General features: G+C 35.1%; 17 protein-coding genes and 2 pseudogenes. 13 read left to right on the top strand and 6 right to left on the bottom strand.

Annotated features, from left to right (window positions below):
• The first annotated feature begins 41 nt into the window (after nt 1–41).
• On the top strand, nt 42–260 hold the full coding sequence (locus NMD99_RS05305; protein WP_264735416.1) for a hypothetical protein: 219 nt from the start codon (nt 42–44) through the stop codon (nt 258–260).
• Here NMD99_RS05305 and NMD99_RS05300 read toward each other — a convergent pair.
• Nucleotides 251–769: pseudogene (locus tag NMD99_RS05300) on the bottom strand (phospholipase D family nuclease); the annotation flags it as partial. The gene NMD99_RS05305 and the pseudogene NMD99_RS05300 sit on opposite strands and share 10 nt — an antisense overlap.
• Here NMD99_RS05300 and NMD99_RS05295 point away from each other — a divergent pair.
• Nucleotides 756–1,682, top strand: a complete 927-nt coding sequence (locus tag NMD99_RS05295; protein WP_309165752.1) for a patatin-like phospholipase family protein — start codon at nt 756–758, stop codon at nt 1,680–1,682. The pseudogene NMD99_RS05300 and the gene NMD99_RS05295 sit on opposite strands and share 14 nt — an antisense overlap.
• Nucleotides 1,683–1,740: 58 nt before the next feature.
• On the opposite strand, the gene wmk (NMD99_RS05290) is transcribed toward NMD99_RS05295, so the two are convergent.
• The 4 genes and pseudogenes from wmk (NMD99_RS05290) to NMD99_RS05275 form a co-directional block, all read right to left on the bottom strand.
• Nucleotides 1,741–2,652 (bottom strand): WO male-killing family protein Wmk, encoded by a 912-nt coding sequence (gene wmk, locus NMD99_RS05290; RefSeq protein ID WP_264735347.1) that lies wholly within the window; start codon nt 2,650–2,652, stop codon nt 1,741–1,743.
• A gap of 25 nt (nt 2,653–2,677) precedes the next feature.
• Nucleotides 2,678–3,574 (bottom strand): WO male-killing family protein Wmk, encoded by an 897-nt coding sequence (gene wmk, locus NMD99_RS05285; protein ID WP_264735346.1) that lies wholly within the window; start codon nt 3,572–3,574, stop codon nt 2,678–2,680.
• Nucleotides 3,575–3,659: 85 nt separating this feature from the next.
• Nucleotides 3,660–4,124: pseudogene (locus tag NMD99_RS05280) on the bottom strand (hypothetical protein); the annotation flags it as partial.
• 20 nt (nt 4,125–4,144) lie between these two features.
• The gene (locus NMD99_RS05275; RefSeq protein WP_309165749.1) at nt 4,145–5,470 is read right to left on the bottom strand and encodes an IS110 family RNA-guided transposase; all 1,326 of its coding nucleotides are present in this window, start codon (nt 5,468–5,470) and stop codon (nt 4,145–4,147) included.
• A gap of 493 nt (nt 5,471–5,963) precedes the next feature.
• On the opposite strand from NMD99_RS05275, the gene NMD99_RS05270 reads away from it, so the two are divergent.
• Entirely contained in the window at nt 5,964–6,929 is a 966-nt protein-coding gene (locus tag NMD99_RS05270) for an IS110 family RNA-guided transposase (RefSeq protein ID WP_309165561.1), read from the top strand.
• Here the strand turns inward: NMD99_RS05270 and NMD99_RS05265 are convergent.
• A complete protein-coding gene (locus NMD99_RS05265; RefSeq protein ID WP_309165748.1) occupies nt 6,870–8,375 on the bottom strand; it encodes an ankyrin repeat domain-containing protein in 1,506 nt (501 codons plus the stop codon). The two genes, NMD99_RS05270 and NMD99_RS05265, sit on opposite strands and share 60 nt — an antisense overlap.
• Before the next feature lie 322 nt (nt 8,376–8,697).
• Between NMD99_RS05265 and NMD99_RS05260 the strand changes: the two genes are divergently transcribed.
• The 10 genes from NMD99_RS05260 to NMD99_RS05215 all read left to right on the top strand — a co-directional run bounded on the left by NMD99_RS05260 (nt 8,698) and on the right by NMD99_RS05215 (nt 18,340).
• Nucleotides 8,698–9,927 (top strand): hypothetical protein, encoded by a 1,230-nt coding sequence (locus NMD99_RS05260; RefSeq protein ID WP_265017582.1) that lies wholly within the window; start codon nt 8,698–8,700, stop codon nt 9,925–9,927.
• 728 nt (nt 9,928–10,655) lie between these two features.
• Nucleotides 10,656–11,510 (top strand): IS982 family transposase, encoded by an 855-nt coding sequence (locus NMD99_RS05255; protein WP_373457556.1) that lies wholly within the window; start codon nt 10,656–10,658, stop codon nt 11,508–11,510.
• Nucleotides 11,511–11,668: 158 nt separating this feature from the next.
• Nucleotides 11,669–11,893 carry an acyl carrier protein gene (locus NMD99_RS05250; protein ID WP_265042174.1) on the top strand — a complete coding sequence of 75 codons (225 nt, stop codon included), beginning with the start codon at nt 11,669–11,671 and terminating at the stop codon, nt 11,891–11,893.
• 2 nt (nt 11,894–11,895) lie between these two features.
• The gene (locus NMD99_RS05245; protein WP_309165747.1) at nt 11,896–12,936 is read left to right on the top strand and encodes a ketoacyl-ACP synthase III; all 1,041 of its coding nucleotides are present in this window, start codon (nt 11,896–11,898) and stop codon (nt 12,934–12,936) included.
• A gap of 18 nt (nt 12,937–12,954) precedes the next feature.
• A complete protein-coding gene (locus NMD99_RS05240) occupies nt 12,955–13,722 on the top strand; it encodes an SDR family NAD(P)-dependent oxidoreductase (RefSeq protein ID WP_265042176.1) in 768 nt (255 codons plus the stop codon).
• Between the two features lie 434 nt (nt 13,723–14,156).
• Nucleotides 14,157–14,651 (top strand): aromatic ring-hydroxylating oxygenase subunit alpha, encoded by a 495-nt coding sequence (locus NMD99_RS05235; RefSeq protein WP_309165744.1) that lies wholly within the window; start codon nt 14,157–14,159, stop codon nt 14,649–14,651.
• A 53-nt stretch (nt 14,652–14,704) separates the two neighbouring features.
• Nucleotides 14,705–15,289 carry an RHO alpha subunit C-terminal catalytic domain-containing protein gene (locus NMD99_RS05230; RefSeq protein ID WP_309165743.1) on the top strand — a complete coding sequence of 195 codons (585 nt, stop codon included), beginning with the start codon at nt 14,705–14,707 and terminating at the stop codon, nt 15,287–15,289.
• A 29-nt stretch (nt 15,290–15,318) separates the two neighbouring features.
• Nucleotides 15,319–15,903, top strand: coding sequence for an LbetaH domain-containing protein (locus NMD99_RS05225; protein WP_265032432.1), 585 nt, complete (start codon nt 15,319–15,321; stop codon nt 15,901–15,903).
• A gap of 3 nt (nt 15,904–15,906) precedes the next feature.
• Nucleotides 15,907–17,661 (top strand): ABC transporter ATP-binding protein, encoded by a 1,755-nt coding sequence (locus NMD99_RS05220; protein ID WP_309165741.1) that lies wholly within the window; start codon nt 15,907–15,909, stop codon nt 17,659–17,661.
• A 232-nt stretch (nt 17,662–17,893) separates the two neighbouring features.
• Nucleotides 17,894–18,340: a helix-turn-helix domain-containing protein gene (locus tag NMD99_RS05215; protein ID WP_309165740.1), complete on the top strand. Its 447-nt coding sequence runs from the start codon at nt 17,894–17,896 to the stop codon at nt 18,338–18,340.
• Nucleotides 18,341–18,375: the final 35 nt, after the last annotated feature.

Below are 18,375 nucleotides of genomic sequence, written 5' to 3'. Positions count from 1 at the left end.
TATAAATCCTCAAACTATCCATAATAGATTAATACTTTCACATGAAAAAGCAAAAAATCCCAATAGCGTTAATAATAACAATAGTTCTACAGACTGTAGGATTCATATGGTGGTTGTCCAAGCTAGACTCAAGGGTACAGCTTCACGATAAACTTATTGAATATGGTTTAATGGAAAAAGTGTTAGTACTTGAGGAAAGGGTAAAAAATCTTTCTGAGGAATTAGATGAATTCAAAGATAACTTAAAGTCTGGTGTATAATGCTTAGACTGCGATTGGCGATTTTTCCAATTTTTGACGTATTGTTCAACTAGTGGAGAATCTCCTGTTATGATCAGTAGGTTTTCAGCATTTCTTTGCTGAGCGGCATCTGAAAAGTTAAATGATCCGGTTATGATTTTTTGCTCATCAATAATAATTACCTTGCTATGAGCAATAGCGGGTTTAAAATCAATCCATATCGGGATTTTGTGCTCAAATAATTCGTTAATTACACTATGTTTTGAACTAGTTTGTGATTCATCTAGAATAACCTTAATATCAACTCCACGCTTTTTAGCTTGAACCAAGGATTCAGCAATAGGCTTTGAGGTAAATTGGTATGCCTGAACCAACACGGATTTTTTAGCATGATCCACAGAATCAATTATTAGATTGGTGCAATTTTCCCCAGGAGTGAAATATACAGTAGTAGTTGGACAAGAAACACAACCTGATAAAAGTGAGCAAGTTAATAGAACTAATAAATATCTAATCATGACTAAATACATCCTTTCAGTTGACGGAGGAGGCATAAGGGGCATAATACCAGCCATTATTCTAGCAGAAATAGAAAAAAGAACAAGAAGAACTATAGCTGAAATCTTTCACTTAATGGCAGGAACCTCAACCGGTGGAATTGTTGTAGCAGGATTATGTAAAAAAGATAAACCTCAATATTCTGCTAATGATTTAGTCGAGTTCTATCGGGAATATGGACCATATATTTTTAAGTCTTCATTTTTGAGAAGATCAATATTTTCTTGGCTTAATTGCGCACAATACCCACATAAAAATATTGAATCTGTATTGGATAAATATTTTGGTGATAATACTTTACAAAGCACCTTAAGTAATGTACTGCTTACCAGTTATGATATTCATAACAACCGTCCTTTCTTTTTCAAGAGCTGGAAAGAAGATAGAAATTTTATCAAATTGAAAGATGCATTACGAGCTACAACTGCAGCACCTACTTACTTTACACCTAAATATCTTAAAATCAACCACAAGGAAATGGTATTAGTGGATGGAGGGGTGTTTGCCAATAATCCAGCGGCTTGTGCATATGCAAGTGGTAAGAGGTTATTTCCAAATGATGATATTGTACTGTTATCGATAGGTACTGGAAGAACAGATAGAAGCATAGAGTATGCCAATTCAAAGAGATTTGGAAAAATAGGCTGGATAAAACCACTAATACATGTGATGTTTGCTTCAAGTTTAGATGCAGTAAACTATCAACTTAATCAAGTTATAGCTGATAAATATATACGCATACAATCGCAATTAAAAATAGGATCACCTGACATGGATAATATTACATCAAAAAATATCAAATCTCTTCAGCAAGAAGCAAATGCAATGATAGAGGACAACCAGAAAATGATAGAGAAATTCTGTATAGAAGTATTAAATATATAACTATTTTTACTTATATCTTAATATGTTATTTAACACTATTAACTGTCTTTAACACAATTTAATTTTCACAATCACCCAACTCATCAGCAGTTAGGCCACTTGCTCGCACAATAATATCAATTGCAACACCTTCCTTTGCTAGATTTTTCGCAACTTTGATTTTTTCTATTTTTTTAACCTTTTCTTTACTATCCTTCATATCCCTAGATAAAAATTTCTTCACTAATTCCTGCTCTTCAGTTTTTCTTAGTAAATTGAGTAGTTCACTATCTTCATTTGTTTTAGGTAGCAGAACTTTAATATTCACTGATAATTCCCCTGCTATTTCATATAATTTATCAAATGATATGGCAGTATATCCTTTTTCATATTCGTGTATTTCCTTGAGTGTTACACCAACTTTGTTTGCTAAATCTTCCTGAGTATACCTTTTTATCAATCTCCATTCTCTTATTCTTTGCCCTATTTTGTAATATATAGAATCAGTGCAGATTTCTCTCTCTGTATTATCATACTCGTAAATAGATAAGCCGGTTGCCTGGGAAATTATGTCAACTGAAACTCCTTCTTTTACTAGATTTTTTGCTATTTCCAACTTTGCTTCTTCTTGATTAATTTTCTCGCTAATATGAACAAACCTGACTAATGAAGGTACTATTTTGCCTAACTTTTGATCCTCGTATATTTTCGTTAGATAGAGTATTTCTTCGTCTTCATCTTTATACTCTCTTACTACTACTGATTCAGGTAGCAGATCTATAGTATTAACCGATAGTTCTTCTGCTATTGTATATAATACTTTAATTGGAATAGCAGTATATCCCTGTTCATAGCTGTTCACCTTTTGGTATGTTAAACCTATTTTACTTGCTAATCCTATTTGAGTGTGACCTCGCATTAATCTGCTATTTTCTATTTTTTGTCCTATTTTGTAGCTTATAGAACTAATATCTCTTACAGAAACAAACATATATACCTTACTTAGAAACAAATTTTCATGCAATTTGATCAGCAGATAAGCCGACTATTTGCAAAATAATATCAATAGAAATTCCCCCTTTTACTAGATCTCTTGCAACTTTAATCCTTTCCGCTTTTCTCACTTTTTCTTCACAAATCCTTATACCTTCAAATAGAAACTCTCTTAATGCACTACGTAGTTCTTGGCTCTCAATTTCTTTGTATTCTTTAATCAAATCAGGCAGCTCATTTTCTATCTTATCTCCTGTTAGTTCAAGTAGGTCCATAATGTTAATTGATAACACCTTTGCTATTCCATATAATTTATCAAGTGGAATAGAAGTCCTTCCTTGTTCATAGTTGCTTATTTCGTGACGTGTTGTACTCATTTTCTCTCCTAAATCTTTTTGAGTATACTCTCTCACTAGCCTCCATTCTTTTATCTTCTTTCCTATTTTGTAGTAGATAGAACCTGTTTTTTCTTCAACACATTCATCAGCAGAAAGGCCAATTGTTTTTGCAACAATATCAACAGAAACTCCTGCTTCAACCAAACCCTTTGCAATTTTTATTTTTTCCGATTTTCTACTACTTTTCTCACTAACTTGGACAAATTTGGTTAGCAAACAAAACATTCTACGTAACTCCTGATCGTTAATCTTTTTATATCTTCTTACTAGATTTAGTATTTCTTCTCCCTCATCTTCAAGACAGCTTTTTGATACAGGAATAAGATCGGTAATACTGATTGATAGTGCCTCAGCTATAGCATACAACCTTTCGATCGAAATTCTACGGTTCCCTTTCTCATATTGCAGTATTACCCAGTACTTTACACCAATTTTCTCTGCTAAGTCCTTCTGAGTATAACCTCGCTCTAACCTCCAATTTTTTACTTTTTGTCCTACCTCATAGTCTAGATTTCCTTTCACGAAAAGAACCGCACATATAATATTTTCTACTATAGCTCAATTTTGTTAAGGCTCCAATAAACTCTGGAACCTTAAAATAAATGAACTAAATTTTCCGAAAGGTTTCTTTACTACCTCCATATATTCTATTTACCCACGAAGGTGGAGAGAGTACTTCATCATTGCTAATCTCTTTTATAGCATATTTTTCACTCCATATGCCACATCTAGTGAAATTACCTTTCTCTACTGCTTCTTGAAGTTTCACTCCCCCAAAAAGGCAATTTTTTCCAATTTCTTCTCCTCTTTGTTGTAATTTAGCCCACAGTTCCTTATCTGCTACTTTTACTTGTATTTGATCGTAGTTTTTTACATCCTGGTACAATACAATATTTAGCTTACCAATGCTCGTAGGAAATTCTAATACAATAGAGCTTCCATCTGACATATCAGTATAGTTTCTTATACCTCCCTTCTCACTTTTAACTTCAACTGCATTATTGCCAATTTTTAAAATATTACTTCCTAACTCTCTGTTTGCTTTCAGTACTTTGGCAACTTCTACCTTGCTTCTAAGAAACTTCCCATTAGTTATTCCTGTTGAACTAAGATATAACCGAATTCCTGTGCCTTTTTGATTAAATTTTTTACAACTTTCTCTTTGTAACGTGTTTCATAATAATCTATTCCTCTTTCTACATATTCTTGTCCATACTTCAACATACTATAAAAGATACATGCTAATTTCCTTGCCGTAGCAGTAATCGCTTTTGGTGCACCTAGTCGTTTTTTTAACCTTCTACAATATGCACCTATTCCGCTATTGCTTCTTGATACACAGTGAGCAGCCATTCGAAATGCATTCGCGGCACGATTAATGACTTTACGTGTTCTTGTGCTAAACACTTTTTCCCCTGTAATTTTATTAGCAGGGCTTAGCCCCAACCACGAAGTAAAATGCTTTTCTGATCGCCATTTATTATAGTTAATACCAACTTCCGAAATGATAGTTTGTACAGTTAGTATATCCAATCCAGGAATTTTGGTAAAATCTATACCAGTTACTCGATATAATTCTTCATGCAAAGCAAAGTTTGGTTTACTTTTTCTGTGCTTATTTTTCTCTTCACCTAACTTTTTACTCTCATCAGACTTTGTCTCAAATGTTTTATAATATTCTTCAATGCTCCTGTCACATTCTGCTACTTTTTCCTGATAAATATTATATAGCTCAAATTCTTGCTTTAATGTAAATAGGTGTTCTTTTCTATAGTTTCCTGCTAATGCTTTTGCAATAACAGATTTATCACTTTTTATTCGTCCATCTCTTAGTTCAGCCAATTTTTCAGGATTATTCTCACCATCTATTATTGCTTTAATAATTTGCATTCCAGTTACACCAGTTGTATCGCTTATAACTTTATGTAGTTGAATATTCATTTGTGTTAGCGCTTTTTGCATACGCAAAGTATGTGTAGAAGCATTTTCAATTAAATTTTTACGTTGCCGAACATAACTACGCAATACACACATTTGATCATCTGGCCTAAATGACCCTTGGAGTAACCCGTAACTGTGTAGTTGTTGAATCCATTGACAATCTTGCACATCTGATTTTCTCCCAGGTACATTTTTAACATGTTTTGCGTTTACCAGTTTTACTTCAAATCCGTGTGATTCAAGTACTTGAAACAAAGGAATCCAGTACACTCCTGTTGACTCCATGGCTACTGTATTAACTTTACATTTTTTCAACCATTTTGCTATGTTGTAGAGATCTTCCGTAAAGCAGCTAAATTTTTGTATACGTTGTTCATCGCTTCCTTCGGGTACACATACATAATGTACAGCCGAGCCAACATCGATTCCTGCTGCATTAGGATTCGTTATCTCTAATTTACTTTTGAACTTTGCCATTTTTAATCTCCATTATATAATAATCCATAATTGAGAAGTGCTTAAGCTTGGGACGATTGAGTTATACATTCTTCTAATCGAGGTAGCCCAAAAGGCTCCATCAGTGGTTCGACCGTTCCTCCAAAGCCACGCTGTCCTACGGGCACTTAAGGCACCATTGCACAGTTCGGCTATAACTGCAAAAAGCTCTTCTCTACAAAATTATACATAAAATTTGCCATACACTCAGCTAGGAAGTTTCTTTTTGGTTTGACAGGTTTTATCTGTCCGGCGCTCTTATATGTTAAAAACAAGTCTTTATAAATGTTACGAAATAGCGGTATAAAGACACGCAGAGAGGAGGAACCGTACATATTCTTGGTCATAAGGACCGTTTTGCAGCAAGGTTCTCCTCTCTGGTTTATTATACTGAAAGTTCCGAACAACTGGTTGAGCTTTTAGGCTCGTATATAAGGGTGGAAAATGCAGTATACACATTATTTATGGAGGGATTATGAATTTATCAAATATTATTACTGGCATTGATATTAGCAAAAATAAACTAGATATCCATATTCATCCACTTGGACATCATAAAGTATTTGAAAATAACGTTCAAGCTATTGATCAAATACTTGACTTTTTGCGTTTACATAACGTAACCAAAGTTGGACTTGAAGCAACGGGTGGATACGAAAAATTATGTGCTTATACTTTATTAAGACATGGTTTTGAAGTATATGTCATTCAACCAAGATGGGTAAGAGACTATGCAAAAAGCCTTGGTATTGCTACTAAAACTGATAAAATAGACTGTAGCATCATCTCACGTTATGTTAGTAATACAGACATGCGTGTCACTCCTTTAAAAGTTAGTAGTATTGACTGTTTGAAGCAAAAATTATCTCGCAGGAATCAACTAGTAGAAATAGCAAAAATACAAAAAACCCAAGCTCATCAAGTAACCGATTTATCTATAATCAAACAAATGGAAGAGCTACTTGCAGTTTTACAAAATCAAATTCAAGTCTTAGAAGATGAGATAATGGAATTAGTCGATAAAAATCAAGAGCTTAAAAAAAAGTATATGTCAATAACTAGTATACCTGGTGTAGGTGCAATAACAGCTATTACTTTTATTTGTTATCTACCCGAGCTTGGAACTCTCCAACATAAAGAAATATCCAGCCTTTCCGGAGTTGCACCTTTTAATCGAGATAGTGGTTTTAGTAAGGGAAAAAGGTGTATTCAGGGTGGTAGATCACAAATTAGAAAGGTTTTACATATGTGCATTCTTAGTGCGCAAAGGTACAATTCTTATATAAAAATCTTCTTTGATAGGCTATACAATCAATATAAAAAACCATATAAAGTTACCTCTACTGCTGCAATGAGAAAATTACTTATCCTTGCTAACTCTTTAGTAAGAGACGGTAGACTGTTTACTGAGGAGTATAGCCCTAAAACTGCTTCTATATAGCAATAGCATAGCTGTGAATAAGTACGCCCACACAAATTTTAAGTACTTATTCACAGCTACATCAATTTTTCTATTGACTTTTAACACAACTGCTGTTAAATTATATTCAGGTCCACATCTAAGTACATGATACCCCAATACATATTTCCCAGTAGCCTCATCTTGCAAAATTTTTTGTTGAGGGAAATTAAACCTTACCCCAAATTTTATGGCTTCATCTACAACTTCTTCTAGTTTACCCATATTTTGAACTTGAGACACCATATCAAAGAATTTACCTAGCATTTTCTGTTGGTATGGTGTTAAATTATTCCATAAAGTCTTAGATTCGTGCAAACATCCTTCGCTACTACCACATCCTTTAATATGACATATATCCCTTTCATAGTTAGTTGCTCCTGCTTCTAAAAGTAAGTTTTCTATTTCGCTGCCATCACCAAAATGATCTCTGGCACGTCTAAGTACTTCCGACTGTCCGTGTGGATTTCGAGTATTTAAGGCCACCTTTAGATCTTGATTATTTCTGTGCTTGTCTAAGAACTCTTTCAGGTTTTTAGTAACTTCAATATTGTAATCTGACCAATCAATACTACGAACGCCACGTCCTTTAATTATCCCATGCAACTCGTTTGTTAACCGATATTGATTGTCAGTGATAAGGTGCAGTTCACCATCGTTTTTACGATTATCAACCGCAATTAGCAGTGGGATTTTTCCTTGTTTATCAAGTATATCGCGTTTAGCTCCGTTTTCTAGGAGCAAATCTATATTTTTGCTATTACCAGAATGAGCAGCATAATGCAAAGGTGTCTTCCCCTTAATATCCTGTGTGTTAGGATCAACTCCTGCTTTTATGAGAGAAGATATGCAATCAGACCAAATAGCAGCATAATGTAAGGGTGTCTTCCCTCTATTATCCCTTATACTATGATTAGCCCCTGCTTTTAAGAGTAAACCCATTAATGCGTCATCACCTATACCTGATACCATATGAAACATCGTTGTTCCAGACTCTCCTCTTTTCAAGTTAAGAACAGTTTTTAGATCTTGATTATTCTTATTATCTCGTAAAAATTTCTCAAGTCTTTCAAAGCTTGCATCATGAAGCTTTAACTTTTCTTCATAAGAGCGATATTCGTCAGGATGCAAATAATCTTCTTCACAACAAAAATAACTTTCTATATCACTGTAAATGTAATCGCAATAGTGATGAAGAAATAGACAGTCGCTAAGAATAGTTAATAATTCTTCATCTAACTTCTTTTGATTTTCTGTTAAATCAGATACTTTAACAAATAATAGACGTACTAAATTATTTAAGTTACTTGCATATGAACTTTGAGTACCAACTGTTAAAACGTCACTACGGGACAGCTGTAAACATTCTTTTATTAACTCATATTTACTATCCAAGTGTAGCTTTTTAGATTCCTGAGTACCTATCATTGATGCATTTACCTCTCTAACAACTATAAGGACATTATATGATACACATAAAAAACTAATGCAAGCATAATTTTTATAACTTTAGTATTTTTTAGAGAATTTATATTTTTTTCTTTCTATACCCATTTTACTTCAATAAACTTCACTGGCATTGGTACGCTTTCTTTTGAATTTGCTACATGGATTTCTTTTACCTATCTACTCTATAAATGGTTGTGCAACAAAGCTGAATTTACATAAACAAAATCTTTGGTTTACTTTTATTATAGGAATAGTTAATTTAAAGGACGGTTCGTAAGAAATTTGTGGAAGGGCAATATCTATGAAAAGATTTAATCTCAGCAAAAATCAGAGACATTATATAGGGTTTAAAGTACAAACTAGGAGTTTATTAATCTTATCACTTTTGATACTAAATAGTAGTTTCACATATGCTGACAGAACAGTTATATCTTCATGTGATAAAGTACCTTCAGGTTATAATGGTAAGGTTTTTAGGATTAAGACTGATTACCCAACTGAAATTAGTAATGCAAAAAACCCGTGGGAATATATATCATTTAAAGAGGAACCACAAAAATACGCTTACACAATTTTAAAATACATATATGACGGAAATATTAACTGTGATTTTGATTTACATTGTAATAAGGTCGCTAATTGGTATCATGCACCATGGATGCATTATGGGATAACTGGTAGAGAATTTGTTAATGGTTTAACAAGAGAAAGATCCTTTAAGTCTGGTGAATTACACAGCAATCAAAAATCTATGCTACAGAATTGGGCAATTTCTATTGTTAATGAGCGAGGAGCTTATACATATGGACGGGTATGGCAAGATATAAACAATCCTGATATTACTAAAGGTAAATTCTTAGATGGTACAGTAAGTGCAAAATTAGTATTTACAGAAGCAACACAGAACGATATTCCAACTCTTAAAAACAGTATCTCTTGGACTAGCTATATTAATCAATCTGAAAAAGGAACTCCAAAGGTATTTAAGCAACTGAGATTATTTCAAATTGACTTTTTAGTCAAAGATAAGAGATCAGAAGAAACAGGATGGGTTGCAGGTACGTTTATTTATGATTGTACCATAAATAATAAAAATCCATGGTTGAATATGAAGTTAATGGGTATTGCTTGGGGTAACGACACTAATTATTTTACGGCAGATTATATAATCGGAAAAAGGTTATTAGAATGTTGGATAAATCCCGATGTGATGAAAAGTTCTTTAGGATATTTAGGTAGACTTAATGGTCCAATAGATAATAAAAAATCTTCATGTTTGTCATGCCATAGTACAGCACAACATCCTGAGAAATCTTCATCAGTACCACCAGAGCATGCAAAGGAACAAGAAATAAAACATTGGTTTAGGAATCTAAAGGAAGAATCATTTGATGATGGAGCATTTAATTTTGATTATTCCAAGCAGTTAAGCCATGGCATTAGAAACTACTATAGTGCTAAAAAAGAAAATGATCCTATTGGGTGTAATGCCTTTAATTATAAAGATATCACTCAAACTCCAATCAACTAATACAGTTTATGGCTTATTTATAATGGTCTTTTAAACGTGTGAGGGTGAAACTGTCAGATGGAAAACACAACAAGGCAATATCTTCTTGTGGATAGAATACCTTTGAAAGAAACACCTAACTTTAGCGTCACAAAAAATTTCATTATTTACTTTCTTCAAAAACACGAAAAAAGTACGTATATTTGTGAGAACAATTTAAACAAAAGCGGCGTTGTGAAAATAAAAACGTAAAATTATTGCAACAAAGCTAGGCAAATTAATTCGTATATAAATGTGGCTAAAGTAGGCTAATATAGCTGGTTTTACGATATAGTAGAATTATTATATAGAAAAGTTCGCACGGATCTAGCGGTAGACCATGCCATCCCAAGAAAAACACTTCTCACCGCCCTTGGTTTTGAATGCTGGAAATGGTTATATTATTTAGGTTATTAGTGAAATATGTTATTAAATTAATACCAATTCATTTGGTAATTGAAAAAATTTTAAGGCAAGTTTATAGTCAAAGTAGAGTTAAAATCCTTTTTTATTAGTGTAATTAACTTTAATCAAATTCTTTCATTTAGAAGCTCGTGCAACTTTATTTAACGCCTTTATTTTTGTACGTAATTTTTCCTTTACAACCCCAGTTATGGATTAGAAAATAGATAAAAGTAGAAGTAACAAAGAGTGAAATAGGGTAAACTTAAGTATTTTAGCAATAATTAAGAGGTTACCCATGAAAAAAGATATTTTACTGTTTTATAGAAGATTTTTGTTGCGTTGCTGATGAAAAGTTTTCAGAAAGGCTTCTATCAAGTAGCAAAAAAACAACAAGAATACCTGAAATTACTGTACCAGAAATACTTACTATAATCTTACTTTACCACAAATCGCCGTGCAAAAATTTCAAGTTTTTTTACTTGAATTATCTTAAATTATTGTACAGTTCTGAGTTTTCTAAACTCCCTTCATATCATAGGTTTGTTGCTCTAAAATCGCGGGTTTTATGGTATTTAGCAATGCTTTTGCAGTGGTTCTGCAAGCAAGCGAAAATTACTGAAATTTCCTATATTGATACAACTGCAATCGCTGTTTGCCACACAAAAAGGATCTCAAAAAATAAAGTTTTCAAAGAGTTGGCAAATATAGGAAAGACTACCTATGGGTGGTTTTTTGGTTTTAAATTGCATCTGGTAATCAATGAAATATGCGAAATTCAAGGTATTACGCTAACTAAAGGCAGCGTTGATGACAGAAAACCTGTACCAAATTTGACTAAAAAATTGACAGGACTTTTGTTTGGAGATAAAGGTTATATCAAGAAGGAGCTCTTTGAGAAACTCTTTGATAGAGGTCTAAAACTCATCACTAAAGTGAAAAAAGGTATGAAAAATGCACTAATTTCACTAAAAGAGAAGATTTTATTGAGAAAAAGGTCGATTATTGAAACAGTTTTTGGTTGTTTGAAAAATAAGTTTGAGATTGAGCATACTCGGCACAGGTCGCCAATAAATTTTATGGTACATATTTTTTCAACATTAATTTCATATTCCATGCAGCAAAAAAAGCCTTCTATTTCTAAGTTTTATTGCCTTGGATAATCCGTAACTGGGGTTTCTACAATTAATAAAGTTGCGTTTCATTATTATTTTTTGTAAAGCTAGTTCTGCTCATACGCAAATCAAATATCTTTATGCTATCAATCCTCAAAATACTATGATATTATCTGCTGTGAACTATTTTTTAGTAATTTAGTAATATGAATAAGGAAAAATTCATTGAGAATTTTCTATCTGTGACAGATTTTCAAAACCCTGTAGAAGTTACCATGGATACATTGCTTGATGATTTGCCAGAGTGGGATTCGCTTGCTGCACTTGGCGTTATCGTTATGTTTGATACAGAGTACGGCAAGAATATAACCGGTGATGATCTATATAAGGCAAAATCCGTAGGTGACTTTTATCAGATGCTCATGTCCTGATTATGCCTATTTCTACTCTTAATAAAGTACGTTTTGCTGGAGTATCAACTTGTGTTCCAAAGAACATTGTCTCTAATCTGACAGATTGCGAGCCCCATCTGCGCTCTGAGCGTGAGCGTCTAGTGCGTAATATTGGCATCGAGACTCGCCGTATGGCACCGAATTGGCAGTGTTTTTCTGACCTTGCTTTTGACGCTGCCAACCTCCTAATTGAAACCTTAGAATGGAAGCGCGAGGAGATCGATGCACTGATCGTTGTTACCCAATCCCCGGATTACCTAGCTCCTGCAACTGCGATTATACTACAAGATCGGCTGAGGCTTTCCCTAACAACAGTAGCATTTGACGTTAACCTAGGCTGCTCAGCCTATCCATTTGGTATCAATCTTTTAGGTTCAATGATCACTGCAGGCGGCGTGAAAAAAGGGCTACTACTAGTTGGCGACCGTAGTTCCAGCGTGAACGATCCTATTTTCTCTGATGCGGGTACTGCAACGGCACTGGAGTTTTGCAACAGTGCTCCACCTATGTACTTCGACCTAAACAGCGATGGTAGCGGCTATAAGGCTATCATTCTGCCAGTCGGAGGACACCGTGAACCGATCAATATCCAGCATTTGATTCCTTTCCGCAAGGGTGAGGATACGCGTTGGCATCGCGCTGTAGATTTGCAGTTGGATGGTGCAGCAGTGCTTACCTTTTCCACGCAAAATGTGCCTATAGCAGTTGAGAAGTTGCTCAACTATGCCGGTGCTACTAAGAAAAACGTAGATTATTTCGTCTTTCACCAGGCCAACCGCATGATTAACGAAACTATACGTAAAAAACTTCAACTATCTGAGGAAAAGGTACCTTCTTCTTTGCGCGAATTCGGCAATACCAGCAGTGCTTCATTACCATTGACCATGACCGTCTGTATCAACAAAAAGCTCGAGGAAAAAGATAATTTTGTACTCCTCTCCAGCTTCGGTATAGGCCTATCGTGGGGGACCTGCTTGATAAATATTCAAGGAGCGAAATTTCCTGACCTAATTGAATCCTAAAACATGGAGTAATAGCAAGTGAAAGATAAAAACGTATTTAATCCTTTTAGTCTTTTTGGAAAGCGCATATTGGTTACCGGTGCCACTTCAGGGTTAGGTAAAGCAATAGCCCAGAGTTGTGCTCGAATGGGAGCAGAGATGATAGTTACCGGTCGCGACCAGAATCGCCTCGCTCATAGTTTGGAAGCGTTATTCTTGATTTCAGACCTGCCACATATGTCTATACAAGCAGATCTGACTGTTACAGAACAACGTGCCGAACTGGTAGCCGCTCTTGACAAGGAGATCGATGGCCTCGTTCATAGTGCAGGCATTTCACAACTGTGTCCGGTGCGAATGATTACCACTGAACATCTCTACAAAGTTCAGGCGATCAATGTAGAGGCTCCTGTAATGTTGACTCAGGCGTTGCTGAAGAAAAACCTGGTCAATGTTGGCGGATCGATTCTGTTCATCTCCTCTATTGCTGCACACATCGGTGTAGCAGGGGTCAGTGCTTATTCTGGTACCAAGGCTGCTTTGATCGCAATATCTCGTTGTTTAGCCATGGAGGTTGTGAAACGAAGGATTAGGGTCAATTGTCTATCTCCGGCTCTAGTAGAAACATCTATGCTTGAGCGCATTTCTGTGGTTGTTGGATCCAGAAAGTACGACGATAGCAATTATCCACTTGGGTTTGGCAAGCCAGATGATGTCGCTAATGCTGCTATCTTCATGCTATCTGATGCTAGTCTCTGGATTACTGGAACAACACTAGTAATGGATGGTGGCCTGACAATCAGCTGATAAAGATAGCAAATTCTTTATTCTAGTAGTGGTCAAATACCAATCTAAATACAATAGTACTAGGCATTGATTTTAAAAGGAAATCTAGGTTTGTAGATTACAATTAGGGTCTTAAGACATTTTAATAGCCCGTTTGGTTGCTTTTGTAACATCCAGACGTGACCAGAAAATTATTTACACCACAGATGCTCTTGAAGTGTTAAGTATCTAATTGAGCAAAGTCACCAATAAAAAATCAGTTGATAAGGATATTTTAAAACTTTTTATTTGACAATAAATTACATTACGCGAGAATGAAGTATTTCTGATTAGGCAAGTAACTTTTAAGTGGAACTAACGATAAAATTTAATACCTAAAATAAACTTAATTAGTGATATGGAACAGACATATCCTTTACTTGGGTGATTTGGTAATAGTTTATAAGGATTTATATATGACGCGTCATGCCCTTAATGCAGAGCACTACATTAGCCCGCGTACCTTCTTACTAGAAAATGACAGGATCTTCAGTAAATTGTGGATATTTGTTGGCTTCAGCTCAATGGTACGCCGTCGAAACCAGTTCTTCACGCGTAAGGTGGCCGGTATTCCTATCCTAGTACAGCGTACTAGAGCTGGTGTGAGAGCCTTCGTTAATCAGTGTCCACACCGGCTGTCAGCGATTCAGACTGAATACGTAGGGCAGCGCCCTCTTGTTTGTCCATATCATGCCTGGTCTTTCGGTCCTGAAGGTGAGCTAAGAGCTATACCGAATTCTGCTCTCTACAACTTTACAGCTGAGGAGCAGCGTGAAATCTGTCTACAAAAACTTCATCTCGAAGAAGTGGGGCAATTGCTGTTTGTAAACTTAGCAGTAAAGCCAATTCCTCTACGTGAGCAGTTTACTGATGATTATCTAGACATCTTAGAGAAGTTTCATTCCACCTAGACTCTAGGTTGATTTATAGCTGTCATCGAGTCCGTTACAACTGGAAGCTAAATATGGAAAATGTACAAGACTCCAATCACGTACCATTTATTCATCCCAAAACTCTCCTACCATTCATAACTTCACCAATCAAAATGATTAAGCACGAACCAAAAGCACCGTCAAAATTGGTTGGCCTGCTGCAGCTTGGTAAAGTTCCTGATCTGAGTTCGCTCAGCTATTCCGCGCAGACGCCTTTACAACATCTCAACAAGAGCTGGTTTGCTAACCTCTGTTACGTTTATGGGGATAAATATGTCTACTATAGTTGGTATATCTACCCGAACGTCAACTTCTGTAGTGTACTCGGTGAGTATTTCCTATTGCAGCAATACGATCCAATTTCACCAGGAGAAACCGACTACCATCTGTGGATGATGACAGCGCGTCGCAAGGATGAATGCACAGATTTCACTGCTTTACTGAATATGTTAATTAAGAAGGAACGCATGGTCATCGCCGAAGACACGATAGTTCTCGAACGTTTGCAGGAGGGGATCAGTAATCGCTCTCAGCATTTTACTCATGGCGATTACGAGGCACACTTGGTATGGCAGCATCTATGGTATCGATCCCAGGTAGTTAGAGAGGCAGAATGAGGCATTCAATAATCATCGGTGCAGGAAGGATGCTAGAGCAAGTATATGAAACAGCTCAGAACAGTGGTTTAGGCTGCGTTAGGCTTGAACTCAACTCCTCTGATCAATACAACTTTGATACAGCTCCTCTATTTGAAAACTATACCGCAGATGAAACCGAGGTCTTTGTAGCTTTGGATGAGCGAGCCATTAACTATGCACGCTACAAACTGATAGCAAGAGTTCGTCTGGCCGGTTACCAAATATTTAACATTGTCTCATCTAGAGCCATTGTTAGCACCAGTGTAAGGTTGCTAGGTAACGTATACATTGGACCCGGATGCAATCTGGCTGGACGCTGCAGCATAGGAACGGGAAGCTGGCTGGATCAGCAGGTTATTGTTGAGAATGGAAGCAGTCTGGGTTCTTGCACAACATTACTGTCTGGTGTCCAGATTGGATTGGAGGTCAAGATTGGACGAGGCAGCACGTTGGGAAGTGGCTGTATAGCAGGTGCTAAGACAGAAGTGGGACGTCATTGCGAGTGGTTGTTGCCGGGTATGCTCCCAGAAAAGATTCCAGATTACTCGTTTTACAACCAAGTCATGCCACAAGGAGCTCATATATTGGGCTAGAATATGGGTAATATTACAAAAAAGCAAGTACTGGGTTTTAGTATCAGAATGCTTTATCCATTTAAATGGGAAATTATTCTTATGTGCGTTATAGCATTAGTCTGGGCAATTGATGTTTCTTTGAGTCCTTATCTGGTAAAAATGATAATTGATCGTGTTTCTACGCCAGATACAAAAGAACTTTTTCATAGTGTTACAGCTACAGCTATATTTTATATGCTAATATTATTTTTAATTGCATGTATTCATAGAGTATATGATTATCTTGTTAATATTAGACTGATTCCAAATCTGCACAAAAAAGTTAATGATTTTATTTTTAAAATGCTACTTAGCAAAAGTCATTCCTATTATCAGAATGAATTCCCAGGTAGTCTTGCTTGCAAAGTAAACCAAATAGTAGATAGTATCCCTCATATTATACAAATTGTAGTAGGGGTATTTCTTTATCAAATACTAGCGCTTAGTATTGCTTTTTATGCACTATGGATGTTGAATGCTAATTTTACCATTACAATGTTAACTTGGGCTCTAACATTCATAATCTTGTCTGCTCTTCTCTTAAAGAGGTTAGTACACCTTTCAACTAAATGTTCAGAATACGAATCAATCATTACGGGTAAAATGGTAGACGTATTTTTCAATATTTTATCTGTGAGATTATTCTCAAGAAATAATACTGAAAGGTTGTATTTAAAAACTACTCGTGAAGAAGCTAGTTTGGTAGAACAAAAGACAGGTTGGATTTATTTTTTGATTTTTTATGTTTATGGATTCTCATACGTAATTGTACAAGGGTTCAATTTCTATTTTTTAATCAGAGGTAGACAAGAAGGTGCTATGACAGTAGGAGATTTCGTTCTTGTAATGGCAATCAATAGTACCATAGTGAGCTTTCTTTGGGTTTTGACGAGACATTTCTCACAATTCATCATATTATGGGGAAAGGTTACTGATGGCTTACAGACAATTTTATTGATTTCTGAAATTCAAGATCAACCAGATGCACCAAATTTGGTTGTTATGAAAGGGGAAATTAGCTTTGATAAAGTTTATTTTAACTATAAAGGTACAGAGTCGATATTCCAAAATAAATCAGTTACTATTAGTGCTGGTCAAAAAGTAGGATTAGTTGGTTATTCAGGTAGTGGTAAATCAACCTTTGTTAATCTGATCCTTCGGCTTTATGATGTAACATCAGGAAGAATTTTAATTGATAATCAAGATATCCGTAATGTAACACAAAATTCTTTACATGAAAATATTGCCATGATTCCTCAAGACCCATGTCTTTTTCACAGAACAATCATGGAAAACATTCGCTATGGAAAAATGAATGCAAATGACGAAGAAGTAATTGAAGCAGCAAAAAAGGCATGTTGTCATGAATTTATTTCAAAATTGCCTCAAGGTTATGATTCACTTGTAGGAAACAGAGGTATAAAACTTTCAGGTGGGGAACGTCAACGCATTATAATTGCAAGAGCTATTTTAAAAAATGCACCTATTTTGATTCTAGATGAAGCAACATCTCAGCTAGATTCTATTACTGAAAACTATATACAAGGATCTCTATGTGAATTAATGCAAGGTAAAACTACAATAGTAATAGCACATCGCTTGTCTACAATTTTAAATATGGACAGAATTTTAGTATTTGATCGAGGCAAGATTGTTGAAGATGGTAACCATAAAGAACTTCTTGATAAAGATGGTTTATATCAAATACTGTGGAACACACAAGTAAGTGAATTTTAAAATAATCCTAAAAAAGTGTTATAGTAAATCTCTAGATATTGAATAAACAGGTATTAATACCAACCATCACAAATAAAATGGTAAATAATTCACAGAGCAAATGGTTCTAATTAAACTTTCGGTAATATTGCAAATAAACTCAGATACAGCATCTTCTAATATCAAATATTATAAATAACAAGATAGCAAAAATGATATACTTTACTTAGAAATTAATAATAAGGAAGGAGTTATGAGTAGGACAACAAAAGCAATAACAGAGGAAATGGTAGCTGCATGCAAAGCTGAATTAAAAAAATACGGAATAAGAGGAGAAATAGGCAGAAGGTTGCAAGCAATAATTTCAGGAAAAAAGTATGGAATTTCTCAAGTTTCAAAAATATATAACATAAGTAGGGAAACATTGATGAGGTGGATAAGAAAGTTTAAACATGGTGGAAGTAAAGCTTTTGCAGTGCAAGCTGGACGTGGAGTAAAACCGAAGCTGAACTGTGAACAGCAAGAACAAATAAGAAATTTGATAGTAAAAGAAGGTGCAAATCTAACAGCAAAAAAATTGCAGGCTAGAATAAAAAAAATGTTTGCTATCAAGGTAAGTGAATCAACAGCACGAAGGCTTATGAAAAAGCTAGGATTTGCGTACATCACGCCCCGTCCAGTCCCTTACTATTACCCATAAATCTATAAATGATGAAAAGCTGCTATTTTACTAAT

It is taken from the genome of Wolbachia endosymbiont of Listronotus oregonensis (assembly GCF_031205055.1).
GTDB lineage: Bacteria > Pseudomonadota > Alphaproteobacteria > Rickettsiales > Anaplasmataceae > Wolbachia.
Note: the sequence above shows the minus strand (reverse complement) of the source record. Positions and strands in the feature narration are given on the sequence as shown.